Source organism: Allokutzneria sp. A3M-2-11 16, from assembly GCF_024213555.1.
Lineage (GTDB): Bacteria > Actinomycetota > Actinomycetes > Mycobacteriales > Pseudonocardiaceae > Allokutzneria.
The window spans coordinates 498,200-513,226 of the sequence record NZ_JANAVO010000002.1; the positions used below are offsets into that span (position 1 = coordinate 498,200).

A 15,027-nucleotide genomic window follows, 5' to 3' on the forward strand; every position below is an offset into this window, starting at 1 on the left:
CGGGGCCTCGCCGTGCCGAACCGTGATCAACTCTCCTGGAGGACGACCTGGATCTCCAGGAAGATCTGCACCTTGTCGCCGACCACGACGCCGCCGCCGTCCATCGGCATGGCGATGTCGATGCCGAAGTCGTCGCGGCTGATGGTCGCGGTCGCGGAGAACCCGGCGCGGGTACCGCCGTAGGCGTCCGGGCCGAAGCCGTTGAGCTCCAGCGTCAACGGGACCTCGCGGGTCACACCGTGCAGCGTCAGCTCGCCGGAGACCACGAAGTCGTCGCCGTCGGCGCGCAGGCCGGTGGAGCGGTAGGTCATCGTCGGGAACGTCTCGACGTCGAAGAAGTCCTTCGAGCGGATGTGCGCGTCGCGCTGCTCGTTGCTGGTGTTGATCGAGGTGAGGTCGATCTCGGCGGTGACGGTGGAGTCCAGCGGGTTCGCCGCGGTGACCAGCGAGCCGGAGAACTCGGTGAACCGGCCGCGGACCTTGCTCACCATCATGTGCCGGACGCTGAACTCGACGCTGGAGTGCACCGGGTCAACGGCCCAGGTGCCAGCGACGTAACCGGGGATCTGGAGTGCGGTGCCCATGGCGTCGTCCCTCTCATAGTTGAACTCTCAACAACAGACCCTAGCCCACTTTGATTGAGAGTTCAACCATGGGCGGTAGGATGGGCGCCATGAGTGACACGCGGTGGCTGGACGCCGACGAACAGGGCACGTGGCGGGCGCTGGTCTCCGTGCTGGGCCGGCTCAACGAGCAGCTCGACCGGCAGCTCCAGCGCGACACCGGAATCCCGCTGACCTACTACGAGATCCTGGTCCGGCTCTCCGAGACCCCCGGCCGCGAGCTGCGGATGAGCGAGCTGGCCGAGCAGTCGGAGTACTCGCGCAGCAGGCTCTCGCACGCGGTGTCGAAGCTGGAGAAGCTCGGCTGGGTGCGCCGGAAGTCGTGCCCGACGGACAAGCGGGGTCAGCTGGCCGAGCTGACCGACGAGGGGATGGCGAGCCTGGTGACCGCCGCGCCCGGACACGTCTCCGAGGTCCGCAAGCTCGTCTTCGACCCGCTGAGCCGGCGCGAGGTGGAGCTGCTCGGCGAGATCTGCGGCAAGCTCCGCGACTCCTGGGAGGATTCGGCCTGCCCAGAAGCCACCACCCCATAGGGAACAAAAAGAAGATTTCTATAAGCGCTGCGTGACCGCTATCCGGGCTCCCGTTAGGCCGTTCGGCGGCGGTGACGTGGACCACCTGGTGCAACTATCCGGCCTCCTCCATCGTCTTGATCACGGGCCTTGAACAGGCCCGACACGACGAGAAGGAGCTCTCCATGTCTTCCAGCCTTCGCCGCGGCCTGGTGTCCGCAGCGGCCGTCGCCACCGCCTGTGGCGCCGCGCTGACCCTGGCCGCGCCCGCCCAGGCCGCCCCGATCGGGGCGGCGCAGTGCGGCGCGAAGGACCTGAACGTCACCGCCCGTTACAACGACGCGGGCATGGGCAAGGCGTACTGGCGGGTCGAGTTCGCCTCCAACGGCGCCACCTGCACCCTCCAGGGCACCCCCACCGACCTGCTGTTCGCCGACGCCAAGGGCCGGGCGCTGAACCTGGCCCAGGAGACCGGCGCCCCGGAGGCGGGCGAGGCCGTGACCGTCGCGCCCGGCGAGCCCGCGCACGTGCTGGTCCGCACCCGCCTGGAGGGCGAGCGCCTGCCCGCCACCAAGCTGCTGCTGACCCTGCCGAACAGCGAGGACCGCGTGGAGACCGCGTGGCCCGAGGCGATCGCCGGTCCGGTGGGCGTCACCGAGGTCCGCACCGGCGAGTGATCCTCAGCGCAGGCGACGCGGTCCCGTGTCGCCGCGCGAGGGCGGCGGCCCCAGGGTGATCCTGGCGCTGCTGACGAACGCGCCCCCGGCCGAGGCCAGCACGGGCTCCAGCGACAGCGATCGCACCTCGGGCAGGTCCTCGGCCAGGGTCGCCACCCGCAACACCAAGTCCTGCAAGGCTTTCAGGTCAACGGGCTCGGTGCCCCGGTAGCCGGTGAGCAGCGGGGACGCCTTCGGGGCGAGCACGATGTCGGCGATGTCCACGTCGGTCAGCGGGACCGCGCGGTAGGCGCGGTCGCCGAGCAGGTCGTTCACCACCCCGGAGAGCCCGAAGGACACCAGCGTGCCGAAGGACGGGTCGTCCTGGAGCCCGATCACGCAGGACACCCCGCGCGGCGCCATCCGTTGCACGTACACGTCGTCCAGGCCGGACGACTCGTGCAGCGCCGAGTACCCGCCGCGCACGGAGGCCGGGCCGTCGAGGTCGAGCCGGACGCCGACGAGGTCGGAGCGGTGCCGCATCGGCTCGCTTGTCGTCTTCAGCACCACCGGATAGCCCAGCTCGTCCGCGGCGGCGACCGCGGAGTGGATGTCGGAGACGAGCTTGTACGGCACGATGGAGATGTCGTAGCAGTACAGCAGACGCAGTGTCTCCGCGTCGGTGAGCACGCGTTCTTCCGCGTCTCCCAACCAGCCCTCCACGAGCAGCCGGGCCTGGTCGGTGGCGATTCCCTTGGGGCGCACCACACTTCCCTGCGGTGAGCGGCGCCAGTGGCCGTACCGAGCCGCGCGGGCGAGCGCGAGCGCGGCGCGTTCGGGGCTCGGGTAGGACGGGATCGAGCCGCGACCCCCGTCGACCGCCAGTTCGGCGGGAATGCCTTCCACGGCGAGGAAAGTCGTCACGATCGGCTTGTCGACGCCCGCGACCGCTTCGCGCAGCGCCCTGGCGTAGGCGGTGCCGGGAACGGCGACGGGCGGGACGAACACCACGATGAGAGCGTCCACATCGGAGCGTCGCACCGCCTCGCCGATGGCGGCGGCGAAGATCTCCGGCTCGGCACCGGGGCCGACGTCCACCGGATCGCCGGACAGTTCGAGGCCGTTGGCCAGCGCGGCGTCGGCGGCCAGCATGCCCAGCGCCGAGGAGTTGCCGACCACGACCACCCGCTGACCGCGCGGAAGTGGTTGGTACTCAAGCAGGAGCGCGGTGTCGAAGAGCTGGGCCAGTGACTCGACCCTGATCACGCCCGCCTGTTCGAACAGGGCCTGCACGCTGGTCTCGTCCACGCTGACCGAGGTGGCGGCGAGCCCGGGCCGGACCGCGTGCCGCCCCGACTTCACCACGACGATCGGCTTGATCCGGCCCAGCCTGCGCGCCACGCGGGCGAACTTGCGCGGGTTGCCGAAGGACTCCAGGTAGAGCAGCACCACGTCGGTGGACGGGTCGGTCTCCCAGTACTGGAGCAGGTCGTTGCCGGAGACGTCCGCGCGGTTGCCCGCGGAGACGAAGGTGGACAGGCCGAGGCCGCGGTCGGTGGCGGCGGCGAGGATGGCCGTGCCCAGCGCGCCGGACTGGCAGAAGAACCCGGTGCGGCCCCGGTCCGGCGGGCGCGGCGCGAGGGTCGCGTTCATCCGCACCGCGGGATCGGTGTTGATCACGCCGAGCGCGTTGGGGCCGACGACGCGCATGCCGTGCGCGCGGGCCTCCGTCGCCAGGCGGCGTTGCAGCTCCGCGCCTTTCGGCCCGGTCTCGGCGAACCCGGAGCTGACGATCACCAGCGCCTTGACGCCCTTGGCGAGGCAGTCGTCGAGCACGCCCTCGACCGAGGCGGAGGGCACCGCGACCACGGCCAGGTCGACGTCGTCGGGGATGTCGAGCACCGACGCGTAGGCACGGACACCGCTGACCGAGCGGTACTCCGCGTTGACCGGGTAGACCGGTCCGGCGAAGTCGGCGTAGAGCAGGTTGCGCAGCGCCGCGTGGCCGATCTTGGCGCGGTCGGTGGACGCGCCGATCACCGCGATGGAGCGCGGGTGCAGCACGTTGTGCATGCTGCGCGCCTCGGCGGCCTGCTCGCGGGCGTGCGCGACCTCGATGGAGCGCTCGGTCGGGTCGATGGCGAACTCCAGGTGCAGCACGCCTTCCTCGATCTCCCGGGAGATCGAGTAGCCGGCGTCGCGGAACACCCGGACCATCTGGCCGTTCTCGGCGAGGACCTCGGCGACGAACCCGCGCAGCCCGGTCTCCTTGGCCGCGGCGGCGAGGTGTTCGAGCAGGATCGAGCCGAGGCCGCGGCCCTGGTGGGCGTCCTCGACGACGAAGGCGACCTCGGCGACGTAGCGGCCGGGCAACCGGTCGAAGCGGCCGACCGCGACGATGTCGTCGCCGAGCTGGGCGACCAGCGCGACCCGGTCGTGGTGGTCGACGGTGGTGAAGCGTTCGAGGTCGCGCGGGGGGATGCGCGGGTAGGGGCCGAAGTAGCGCAGGTACCGGGTGCGCTCGCTCATCCTGCCGTGGAAGGCCAGCAGTTCCTCGGCGTCCGACGGCACGATCGGGCGCAGCCGCACGGTGCCGCCGTCGGTGAGCACCACATCGGCTTCCCAGTGGCGGGGGAAGTCGTAGGGGTCCGCGGTCTTGGTGTCCACTGTGGACTCTCCTGGTCAGTCGCGCGGATCGTCGGGGTCCAGCCCGATCAGGGGGAAGATCGCGCGCCGGGTGGCCACGATCGCGTTGTCGAGCTGTGTCTCGGCCGTGCCGTCCCAGGGCTCGAACGCCGGGTCGCCGCCGTCGGAGAGCGTGGTCGGCAACGTGGTGTTCGGCGCGATGGGGGCGGTGTGGGCCATCCATCCTGCGGGAATCGTGGTGTCGGGGTCCAGGTCGCGGTCGATCACCGTAGCGAGCAGATGCGTCCACGAGCGCGGAACCACTCGGAAGAGCGAATACCCGCCTCCGCCCAACGCGAGCCACTTGCCGCCCGAATGGCGTTGCGCCAGCTCACGGAGCCGCTGGTAGATCGCGCGGTGGCCATCGACGGTGAGCGAGAGGTCGGCGAGCGGGTCCTCGCGGTGGGTGTCGGCGCCGCACTGCGTAACCAGAATCTGGGGCCGGAACTCCGCGAGCGCGGCGGGCACCACGGCGTTGAAGGCCCGCAGCCACCCCGAGTCCTTGGTGCCCGGCGGGAGCGCGAGGTTGATCGAGGTGCCCTCCGCCCCGCCCGTGCCGAGCTCGCGGGGGTAGCCGGTACCGGGCCACAGCGTCATCGGGTGCTGGTGCACGGAGATCGTCAGCACCCGCGGGTCGCCGTAGAAGGACGCCTGCACGCCGTCTCCGTGGTGCACGTCGACGTCGAGGTAGGCGATCCGCTCGAACCCGTTCTCCAGCAACCAGGCGATGGCCACCGAACAGTCGTTGTAGACGCAGAACCCGGCCGCGTGCGAGGCCATCGCGTGGTGCAGGCCGCCGCCGATATTGATCGCGCGATCGGCCGCGCCGGAGGCGATTCGCTCGGCAGCCACCAGCGAACCGCCCGCCACCAGCGCCGACGCTTCGTGCATGCGGTCGAAGACCGGGTTGTCCGCGGTGCCGAGGCCGTGCCCGACGTCCCAGCCGGAGTACGGCGCGGCCTGCACCGCGGCCAGGTAGCTCGGATCGTGCACCAGTTCCAGCTCGGCGTCGGTCGCCGATCGCGGCTCGACCAGCTCGACGCCGTCGAGCACGCCCAGCTCGGTGGCCAGCCGCATGGTGAGGTCGAGGCGGATCGGGTTCAGCGGGTGGTCCCCGCCCAGGTCGTACCCGAGGAAACTCTCGTCCCACACCACCGCGACGCGCTCACCCATGCACGGCAAACTACTCCCGGCTGAACCGAATGGCGAAGCCGCCGCCGCGCGCTACGGGCTGCGCCAAAACATCGCGAGCGGTGACCGCCCTCGTGCTCGCCGCGATCGTGCGATCCGCTGTGTCGGAATAGATCTCGGCTTTCCAGCGCCCAGGCCCGAGGAAGCGCAGCGGAACGTCCATGGTGCGCGCGGCACTGGCGCTGATCCCGCCGACGAACCACTCGTTCCCATGCCGCCTGGCCAGGACGGCGTGGTCGCCGGGGTCGCCGGAGAGCAGCTCGGTGCGGTCCCACACCGTCGGCACCGTGCGCAGGAACCGTTCTGCCAGAGGAATTTTCGCGTAATTGGTGATCTTGTCGGCGAAGTTCTGGATACCGGACTCGAAGACCACCGCGAGCGCGAGTTCGGCGGCGTCGCTGTTGTCCCGCACCGCGCTGAAGGTCACCGGCGTGAAGTCCATCGACCCGGCGAGGTTCCTGGTGAACGGCAGGGTCGTGTAGTGCGCCAACGGGAACGGCTTGCGGTCCGGTTTGGGCTTGATGCCCTCCGCTCCGCGCACGCCTTCCAAGGTCATCACGTGCGGCCAGGTGCGCTCGATGCCGCGCGGGATCGTCGCGCCGTGGAAGTTCACCAGCAGCTTGTTGCGCGCGGTCGCTTCGAGGATGGCGTCGTAGAACCGCATCCGCTCCTGGCTGTCGGAGTCCATAAAGTCGATCTTGAGACCGGCCGCGCCCCATTCGCGCCACAGCGGGAGCTTGGCCCGCCGTTCCTCGTCGGTGTCCACGTCGGTCCAGCGCACCCACAGCTGCACGCCGACCTTGCGCGCCTTGCCATAGCCGATCAGCTCCTGCACCTGGCCGGGCTGCCAGTTGATCCACCCGGAGTCCACCAGGATGTACTCCCAGCCTTGCTTGGCCGCGTAGTCCGCGTACTTCTTCTGGAGTTCGAGGTTGCCGGTGCCGTCGCCCCACCACGACCACGCCGATACTCCCGGCTTGATCCACGACGTGTCCGCGATCCGTGATGGCTCAGCGAGATCCGTGCCCAGGTCGCTGGCCACCACCGTTGCCAGGTCTCCGGTGATCAGCGTGCGCCACGGGCTGGTGAAGGGCGCCGTGGTCACCGATCCGCCCGCGTCCGGGAATGTGACCTTGAAGCGGCGGTCGGCATCCAGGGTCAGCCGTGTCGCGCCGTAAGCACCGCTCATGTTCGACTCGGAGACCAGCATCCAGGTGTCGTCGACCTTGAACAGCGACGGATAGCCGTAGGGCCCGGCTTGTGCGTCAGCGACGGTGGAGTGCCGGTGGATGGACTCGTAGTCGCTGCGGTTGTTGTAGGGCAACAGGATCGCGCGCGCCCCGGTGGGCACGGCGTACTCCGACGCTTCGCCGGTGATCGTGACCGGCCCGGTTCCCGGGAGCACGTAGCGGTAGCCGAGGCCGTCTGCGGAGACTCGGACGACCAGGTCGAGGCGCTGCCCGGCCTTGGTGAAGCGGAGCGTGGTCTCAGCGGCGTCGGCGTGGTGCTCGCGCTGGCGCCCAGTGACGGTCTTGTAGTGCTCGGTGATCCGATGTCTTGCCTCGCCCTCGAAGACCAGGCCGCTGGTCAGGTCCGCTGTGGAAGTGCGGAGCCCGAGCGCGGACGGCTGGAGCACCACCGTGCGGCCGTGGCTGACCGACAGGGACAAACGGCCTTGGTCGAGGATGATGGTTGCGGCGACACCGTTTCCATTCGGCGAGGTAAGAAGCCATTTCGTCGGGGCGGCTTGGGCCGGTGCCGCGATCAGCACCGACGCGAGCGACGCGGTGGCCAGCGGGGTCAGGACGCGCCTCATGGGCTCTCCAGGTGAGCGTGAGCGCGGCGGTCACCCGAGTGAACAACAGCGAGCTCCGGTCGGCAATCCTCCGATGTATGGAATCACCGCTTCACGATCAGCGGATAACCGACCGCGACGAGCAGGGACAGCATCGGCATCGGGTGGCCGAACACGCCGAACCCGACCCCGAAGTCGATCACCGGAACGGCCAGGGAGAGGCCGTACATCCACGCCGGGCCCGCGGGCAGCTTGCCCGGTGGCGTCCACGGGGTGCGCCCGCTCGGCTTGGCCACCGACAGCCACGCCTGGAACGCGATGGCGGAGAACATCAGCACGGTCGCGACGACGTTGATCCCCGCCACGGTCGGCACGAGCACGAAGACGCCGAACGCCAGCTGCACCACGGTGATCACGAACTTGACCAACACCCACCAGTGCCGGAAGTACCCCCACTGCGTCAGCGCCGACAGCATGAAGCCGGTGAACGCGGAGGCATTGGCCAGGTGGGCGAGGACCTGCTTGTCCAGCAGGTGGGCCATGGCGTCCGCGCTGTCCCGCATGCCGGGGACGTCCGTGCTCAGCCCGAACGTGAACAGGGCGAAGAGCACGAGCGCCAGGCTCATCCAGCCGACCGAGGTGATGACGTGCAGCCAGACGAGCAGCTGGCGGGATCGTTTCGGCACCGCGGTTCCCCTTCGTAGACGACCCGGCCGCCGTCCAGCTCGACGACGCGGTCGAAGCGCTCCAGCCGGGTTTCATGCGTCACGACGACCGTGATCCGGCCTCGCCGCGCGGCGAGCACCGCGTCCAGCACGGCGTCGGCGAGTTCCTGGTCAAGTCCCTCGGTCGGCTCGTCCAGCAACAGCACCGGCGCGTCGGCCAGCAGGGCGCGAGCGAGCAGCAGGCGCTGCCGCTGTCCGCCGGAGAGCCCGTGACCGCCTTCTCCCACAACGGTTTCCAGGCCGTCCGGCAGCTCGTCGACGACGTCTCGCAGCGCGGCTTGCCGGAGTGCTTCGTGGAGCTGCGGTTCGGTCGCGTCCGGCTTGGCCAGCATGAGGTTGGCTCGGACCGAGGTCCGGAAGAGATGCGCGTCATGCGTAAGCGCCCGCGCTTCCGGATGTTCCTCGGCGAGGGTCGCGAGGAGCGTGGTCTTGCCCGCGCCGCTGGCTCCGATCACGGCCGTGGCGCCCGGTGCGAGCGTTGCGCGCACGTGTCGATTCTGTCCTTTGTGGACTTTCGCGTGGGGATGGTGTTGCTGCGCCGCGTCGACCAACGGCATGACTAGTTCGAAGGCTGCGAGGGTGGTGAACGCCAGCACGGCCGCGCTGATCTCGTTGTCTGTCGTTGAAAGTGCGGCTGCCGCGGTGAGTCCTTGGAGGAGTACGGCCGTCGCTTTGGCGATGCTGTCGATTTGTGCCGCACGTCGTTCCAGGCGATGCACGGCTTTGGTTTGCTGATCAGCTTTGGCCAGCGCCGCATCGGTGGCCCCGGCTGCGGCGAGCTCCCGTGCTCCGTCGACGAGATCGAGGCATCGGGCGATCAGTTCCGCGTGCGCGTCGGCCTTCCGCTTGCTCATGCGACGCGCTGCGAGTGCCGTTGCTCCGGGGATTGCTGTTGCGGCGATGGCGATTCCGGCCGCCACGACGGCTCCGGCTTCCGGTTGGACGAGGATGCACACCGTGATCGCCGCAGCAGCGGAGATGAGTGCGATCGTGACGGGAAACCGCACGCGCAGCAGGCGGTCCTGCGTGCTGTCGACGTCGGACACCATGCGCTTCAACGCATCGGCGTCACTGTCATCTTGGTGCACAAGGGACTCATATACTTCGACGCGGCGGTCAGCGACCTCGCGGAGTGCCACGTCGTGGCCGGTCAACCGCTCTGCATAGCGGAACACCCCGCGGAATATCGCGAAGCCCCGTACTGCCACGATTGCCAGTCCCAGAGCGGAGATCGGCGGTTGCTCGGCGGCGCGTGTGATCAACCAAGCCGCGGCCACCACGAGCCCCACGCCGCAGATCTCCCCTGCCACACCGGCGGCCACGGTCAGGCTCTTCATGTCCGCCCCTGGCTCAGGTAAACCGTCCGAGTCGCTAGCGCGCGGAGTGCCGGACGATGCGCGACGAGGATCGCCGTGCGGTCGCTGAGCAGGTTGGCGGCGCCGTCGACGATCGCGGACTCGCTGCGGGGATCAAGGCGCGCGGTGGGCTCGTCGAGCAGAACCACCGGTGCGTCACGGAGATAGGCCCTGGCCAACGCGATCCTCTGGCGCTGACCGGAGGACAGGCCGGTGCCGCGCTCGCCAAGGACCTTGTCGTAGTCGTCGATGAACTCGTCGGCGTTGGCCGCGCGGGCCGCTTCTTGGAGGGCGTTGTCGTCGATCTCCGGCAGGCCGAGGCGGAGGTTGTCGGCGATGCTCGTCGCGAACAGGTGCGGGCTCTGCGGTACCCAGGCCAGTTCGCGGCGCCAGCGGTCGAGGTCCAGGTCCGCGAGGTCGACGCCGTTCACCAGGACTCGGCCGCTGTCAGGTGCTACGAAGCCCAGGATCACGTGCAGCAGCGTGCTTTTCCCCGCTCCGCTCGGTCCGGCTACGGCGACGCGCTCGCCCGGTTCGATCACCAGGGACACGTGGTCCAGCGCGGGGCGGCTGCGGCCGGGATAGGTGAGGGTGACGTTCTCCAAGCGAATCTCGCCCAGCACCGCGGTTTTCCCAGTGCGACGCGGTTGTGGCTCGGCCAGGACGCGTTCGGCCTGCGCCAGCACGGCTTTTCCCTCGGCAGCCGCGTGGAAGCGAGTTCCCAAGGCGCGCAAAGGAAGGAAAGCTTCCGGAGTCAGCAGGAGAACGACAAGCGCCGTCTCCAACTCCATGCCGCCTTCGAGCAGGCGAAGGCCCACGGGCACCGCGACGAGGGCGACCGCCAGCGAGCACACAAGCTCCAGCACCAGGCCAGAAAGGAACGCGACGCGCAGCGCGCGCACGGTGAGGCGACGGTGCGTCTCGGCCATCGTGCGGATGACACCCGCTTGGTGCTCGGTGCGCCGGAAGGTCCGGAGAGTGGGCAGGCCGACCATCACATCGCGGAAGTGGCCGCCGAGGTGGTTCAGCATCTCCCACTGCCGTTCGGTGACATCGCGCGTCCGCAGGCCGATCAACGCGCCGAACACCGGGATGAGCGGCAGCGTGACCAACACGATCACCATCGACGTCAGGTCCGCGGAACCGAGGCGCACCAACATGATCAGCGGAATGACCGCTGCGGCGGTGATCTGCGGGACATAGCCGCCGAAGTACGGGTCCAGCGCGTCCAGGCCCTTGGTCAGCAGCGTCGCGAACTCTCCGCCCGATGGCCGGGAATGCGCGCGTCGAGCCAGCTTCACGCGCAGATCCGCCTTGATCCTGGCCGCACCGCGTTGGTTGTGCAGCGCGTACGCCCAACTCACCAAGGCGCGTCCGGCAACCGCCACGCACAGCCATGGCAGCACCGCCGGGTCAAGTCCCGCGATCGCCCGCGCGAGGAACTCAGCTTGGAGAACGATCAGGATTCCTTGTGCGACAAGGAGAAGCACGCGGATCACAGGTACATCGGCCTTTCCACGCGATGGCGGAACAGGCGCCACAGCCAGACCTGCGCGAGCACGAGCACCGGCGTGATCACGGTCAGCACGGGGACGAGGAGCCTGAGCGTGGCGGGATCTGCCGCCGAATCGACAAGGGGAAGGCGGAACCCGATCGCGAGGCACAGCAAGGTCATCACCGCCGCTGTCAACAAGAACGCGCGGAACTCGGTCAGTGGCCCCGACAGCCATGCCGCGCGCTCCCGCAACGGCCCGGACAGCCGCAGCGCGGCGAAAGCCAGGCCGTGCACCGCGAAGAGCAACGCTATGGCGACACCGATGATCGGGTTCGCGGTTCCGACGAGCAGGCTGGAGAACACCCATCCCCAGGCGAGCGCTGCCGTCCAGCTGCCGAGGGTGATCGCGGTGTCGCAGAGACCTTGCCAAGTCCGTCGTTCGATCTGGTGCCGCATCCACAGCCCGGCGTCGCGGGCCACCCACCCGAGCAGCAGTGCGACCACCGCGGGAAACTGGTCGGTGAGCAGTTTCCCTTCCAGGTCGGGGAATGCCCCGACGAGCACGCCCGCGGTGGCGACGAGCCAGACCTCGTTGCCGAGGAAGACGGGCGCGATCCCGGTGATCACCAGGCGGCGCTCCGCCGGGGTGCGGCCGAGGAACGGCAGCAGCATGCCGAGACCGATGTCCGCGCCGCCCAGGACGAAGTAGCCGATGGCGAAGAAGGCCAGCAGTCCGGCCGCGACGAGTTCCATGGTGCTGCGCTCCTAGTAGGTCGCCGTGGGCAACGGGGCTGGGTGGTACTCGGCGGCAGGCCGACCGAGCGCGACCGCGTCCGGTCCGCGCTTCGCTTGGCGGGCGAGAAGAATCGTGTTGATCACGATTAACAGTCCAAAGAGGACGGTGAAGGCGATGAGTGACGCGCGCATCTCGCCCGCCGACACCGGGGACACGGCGTCGGAGGTGCGCAGCAAGCCGTAGACCACCCAGGGCTGGCGGCCGACCTCGCGGTAGATCCAGCCGGAGATCATCGCGATGAACGGCAGCGGGATCGCCAGCACCAACGTCAAGTGCCACAACCGGAATCGCCGCACCACGCGCTTGGAGAAGGCCATCAGCACGCTGAACCAACCGAGGTTGAACAGGATGCCGAAGGTGATCAGCATGACCAGTCCGCCCGCTCGCGCCCAGTCCGCTGGAGGCAGGTAGTCGCCGGGGCCGAACCGCTCGACCAGCTCGGCGTTCACCTGTGCGAGCTGGCCCGTGTTTCCGCCGAGCAGCTTCGGTTTCATCGGCTGCGTCGTGGCGAGTTCGCCTAGCTGAATGCCACCGGTGATCGCCGACGCCAGAAGTGCGGGCGCGCCGGTGAACACACCGATGCGCAGAGAGCCGGTGAAGAACTCGGTGTCCCGGGTGCGGCGCAGCAGGTGGTAGGCGCTGACCCCGGCGAGGAAGAAGCCCGCGGTCACCAGCGCCCCGGTCAGCACGTGCCAGAACGCCATGATCGTGTTGGGGTTGCCGAGCACCGCCCCCACGTCGGTCAGGCGCAGCGAGTCGCCGACGACCTCGTAGCCGACGGGGTTCTGGAGGAAACCGTTGGACACCAGGATCCAGTACGCCGAGGCGTAGGCGGTCAGCGTCACGACCCAGATCGCGGCGAGGTGCGCCCAGCGGTTGAGGCGGTCCCACCCGAAGATCCACAGGCCCAGGAACGTCGACTCGATGAAGAACGCGACGAGCGTCTCCATCGCCAGCGAGGCCCCGAACACGTTGCCCGCGAAGTGGGTCAGGCCGCTCCAGCTCAGGCCGAACTGGAACTCCATCACCAGGCCGGTGACGATGCCCATGGCGTAGTTGGTGACGTAGAGCTGCCCCCAGAACCGCGTCATCCGCGTGCGCGTCGGCGTGGGGCTGAACGTGGCGCGCGTCTGCAACACGGCCACCACCGTCGCGAGCCCGAGGGTCAGCGCGACGAACAGGAAGTGCGCGCCCGCGGTCAGTGCGAACTGGAGGCGGGCCAGATCCAGTGTCTCCACGCGGTAAATCGTGCTGCGGAAACGACTTCCGGTCGTCCGGCCACGGCGGACACCCGGTCTACCGCGCTGGTTGTCCCCTAGGGGGCTCCCCGTACTACCGGAGTTGCGTCAGCCCAGCCAACCCGGAGTGATCATGCCCGACTCGTAGGCCAGCACCACCAGCTGCGCCCGGTCGCGGACGGCCAGTTTCGTCATGATCCGGCTGACGTGGGTCTTGGCGGTGGCCGGGCTCAGCACCAGGCGCGCGGCGATCTCGTCGTTGGACAGGCCCGCCGCGACCAAGGTCATCACCTCGCGCTCGCGGTCGGTCAGCGCGTCCAGGCGGGGGTTCGGCGCGGGCTTGGCGACCCGCGCGGCGAACTCGGCGATCAACCTGCGCGTCACCGCGGGCGCGAGCAGCGCGTCCCCTCTGGCCACCACGCGCACGCCGTGGATCAGCTCGGTCGGTTCGGTGTCCTTGACCAGGAACCCGCTCGCCCCGGCCCGCAAAGCGCCGTACACGTAGTCGTCCAGGTCGAAGGTGGTCAGGATGATCACCTTGGCGGGCTCCTCGTCGGACTCCGAGGCGACGATGCGGCGCGTGGCTTCGAGGCCGTCCAGCTCCGGCATCCGGATGTCCATCAGCACCACGTCCGGCGCCAGCTCGCGAGTCATCCGCACCGCCGCAGCCCCGTTCGCCGCCTCACCGACCACAGTGATGTCCGGCTCGCCCTCCAGGATCGACCGGAACCCCGCGCGCACCAGGGTCTGGTCATCGGCAAGCAACACCCGGATCATGCGCTCTCCCCTGTCGGAAGCGTTGCGGTGACAAGGAATCCGCCCGTCACGGGCCGCGCGCTGAACTCACCGCCGAGCGTTCGGGCGCGTTCATCCATACCGTGAATGCCGTTGCCCGGTGTCACCAGTCCCCCTGTCAACGGTCCCCCTGTGCCGTCGTCCTCGATCTCCACGCACACAACGTCATCGCCGTAGTGCACCCGCACGGTCGCCACGCGCGCGTTCGCGTGCCGCGCCACGTTGGTCAGGGCCTCCTGCACGATCCGATACGCCGCCAGATCGACCTGCGGTGACACCGGCCGCTCCCCGTCCATCTCCACGCTCACCCGGAGGCCGCTTCCCTCCGCGTGCTCGGCCAGCTCGTCGAGCCGTGCCAATCCGGGTGCGGGCGCGGTCGGCGCCTCTTCGTCGACCTGACGCAGGACGCCGAGTGTGGTGCGCAGTTCGCGGAGCCCTTCCTTGCTGGCCTGCTTGATCGCTTCGAGCGCCTTGGTTGACTGCGCGGGATCTCCACCGTGCAGCGCGGCACTGGCCTGCACGTGGATCATCGACAGGTTGTGGCCGAGCGCGTCGTGCAGTTCCCTTGCGATGCGCAGGCGCTCCTCCGTCGCCCGTCTGCGCGCCTCTTCCTCCCGGGTCCGCTCCGCCTCGGCCGCGCGCTGCTCGGTCGCGGCCAAGTACGCCTGGCGGTTGCGCTTCACCCCGCCGACCGCGATCACCGCGATGAGCCAGCCCACCAGCATGAACAACGCGATGTTGTTGACGTGCCGCGTTGGCGAGCGCAGTTCTCCGTAGCTCACCGCGAGCATTGTCACGACGGCGACAATCACCGACACCGTCACGTACCCCTCGGCGGCCGTCGTGTACAACGCGATCACGAAGGTCACCAGCAACGGACTGCTTGAGGTGGTGGACACGTAGAACACGCCCGACACCACCAACGTCAGCAGCACGACCACCACCGGGTGCCGCCTGCGGAACCACATCGCCGCGCAGCCGATCACCACCAGCACCCAGCCCAGCGGCCCGGGACCGGGGTCGTCCCGGACGACGATCTGCGCTCCCGCCGTTCCGCCGATCACGATCAGCGCGACACCACCGGTGACGGCGATGTCGGCGGCCCGGCCGCGAAGCGGCCAGACGGAGCGTTGTTCGGCCATGGGGCGCAGCATAAGGCGG

13 protein-coding genes are annotated in these 15,027 nt (G+C 69.3%); 2 read left to right on the forward strand and 11 right to left on the reverse strand.

Annotated elements, in window-relative coordinates; translation table 11 throughout:
• Positions 1-26: 26 nt before the first annotated feature.
• Positions 27-584 carry a YceI family protein gene (locus NLX83_RS20430; protein WP_254236677.1) on the reverse strand — a complete coding sequence of 186 codons (558 nt, stop codon included), beginning with the start codon at positions 582-584 and terminating at the stop codon, positions 27-29.
• An 89-nt stretch (positions 585-673) separates the two neighbouring features.
• Here NLX83_RS20430 and NLX83_RS20435 point away from each other — a divergent pair, with 89 nt between their 5' ends.
• The gene (locus tag NLX83_RS20435) at positions 674-1,156 is read left to right on the forward strand and encodes a MarR family winged helix-turn-helix transcriptional regulator (protein WP_254236678.1); all 483 of its coding nucleotides are present in this window, start codon (positions 674-676) and stop codon (positions 1,154-1,156) included.
• Between the two features lie 164 nt (positions 1,157-1,320).
• The gene (locus NLX83_RS20440; protein WP_254236679.1) at positions 1,321-1,812 is read left to right on the forward strand and encodes a DUF4232 domain-containing protein; all 492 of its coding nucleotides are present in this window, start codon (positions 1,321-1,323) and stop codon (positions 1,810-1,812) included.
• A 3-nt stretch (positions 1,813-1,815) separates the two neighbouring features.
• Here NLX83_RS20440 and NLX83_RS20445 read toward each other — a convergent pair whose 3' ends face one another.
• The 10 genes from NLX83_RS20445 to NLX83_RS20490 all read right to left on the reverse strand — a co-directional run bounded on the left by NLX83_RS20445 (position 1,816) and on the right by NLX83_RS20490 (position 15,008).
• Positions 1,816-4,458: a bifunctional acetate--CoA ligase family protein/GNAT family N-acetyltransferase gene (locus tag NLX83_RS20445; RefSeq protein WP_254236680.1), complete on the reverse strand. Its 2,643-nt coding sequence runs from the start codon at positions 4,456-4,458 to the stop codon at positions 1,816-1,818.
• A gap of 15 nt (positions 4,459-4,473) precedes the next feature.
• Positions 4,474-5,649, reverse strand: coding sequence for an acetoin utilization protein AcuC (locus tag NLX83_RS20450; protein WP_254236681.1), 1,176 nt, complete (start codon positions 5,647-5,649; stop codon positions 4,474-4,476).
• Positions 5,650-5,659: 10 nt separating this feature from the next.
• Entirely contained in the window at positions 5,660-7,483 is a 1,824-nt protein-coding gene (locus NLX83_RS20455) for a glycoside hydrolase family 97 protein (RefSeq protein ID WP_254236682.1), read from the reverse strand.
• Between the two features lie 83 nt (positions 7,484-7,566).
• On the reverse strand, positions 7,567-8,148 hold the full coding sequence (locus tag NLX83_RS20460; RefSeq protein ID WP_254236683.1) for a hypothetical protein: 582 nt from the start codon (positions 8,146-8,148) through the stop codon (positions 7,567-7,569).
• Positions 8,085-9,524 carry an amino acid ABC transporter ATP-binding/permease protein gene (locus tag NLX83_RS20465; protein ID WP_254236684.1) on the reverse strand — a complete coding sequence of 480 codons (1,440 nt, stop codon included), beginning with the start codon at positions 9,522-9,524 and terminating at the stop codon, positions 8,085-8,087. The genes NLX83_RS20460 and NLX83_RS20465 overlap by 64 nt, the downstream gene beginning before the upstream one ends.
• Positions 9,521-11,041, reverse strand: a complete 1,521-nt coding sequence (gene cydD / locus NLX83_RS20470) for a thiol reductant ABC exporter subunit CydD (RefSeq protein WP_254236685.1) — start codon at positions 11,039-11,041, stop codon at positions 9,521-9,523. The genes NLX83_RS20465 and cydD overlap by 4 nt, the downstream gene beginning before the upstream one ends.
• Positions 11,038-11,790, reverse strand: a complete 753-nt coding sequence (locus NLX83_RS20475) for a cytochrome d ubiquinol oxidase subunit II (RefSeq protein ID WP_254236686.1) — start codon at positions 11,788-11,790, stop codon at positions 11,038-11,040. Before NLX83_RS20475 ends, cydD begins: the two co-directional genes overlap by 4 nt.
• Before the next feature lie 12 nt (positions 11,791-11,802).
• Positions 11,803-13,071 (reverse strand): cytochrome ubiquinol oxidase subunit I, encoded by a 1,269-nt coding sequence (locus NLX83_RS20480; RefSeq protein WP_254236687.1) that lies wholly within the window; start codon positions 13,069-13,071, stop codon positions 11,803-11,805.
• A 108-nt stretch (positions 13,072-13,179) separates the two neighbouring features.
• Complete coding sequence (locus NLX83_RS20485) at positions 13,180-13,848, reverse strand: response regulator (protein ID WP_254236688.1); 669 nt, start codon at positions 13,846-13,848, stop codon at positions 13,180-13,182.
• Positions 13,845-15,008, reverse strand: coding sequence for a sensor histidine kinase (locus NLX83_RS20490; protein ID WP_254236689.1), 1,164 nt, complete (start codon positions 15,006-15,008; stop codon positions 13,845-13,847). The genes NLX83_RS20485 and NLX83_RS20490 overlap by 4 nt, the downstream gene beginning before the upstream one ends.
• Positions 15,009-15,027: the final 19 nt, after the last annotated feature.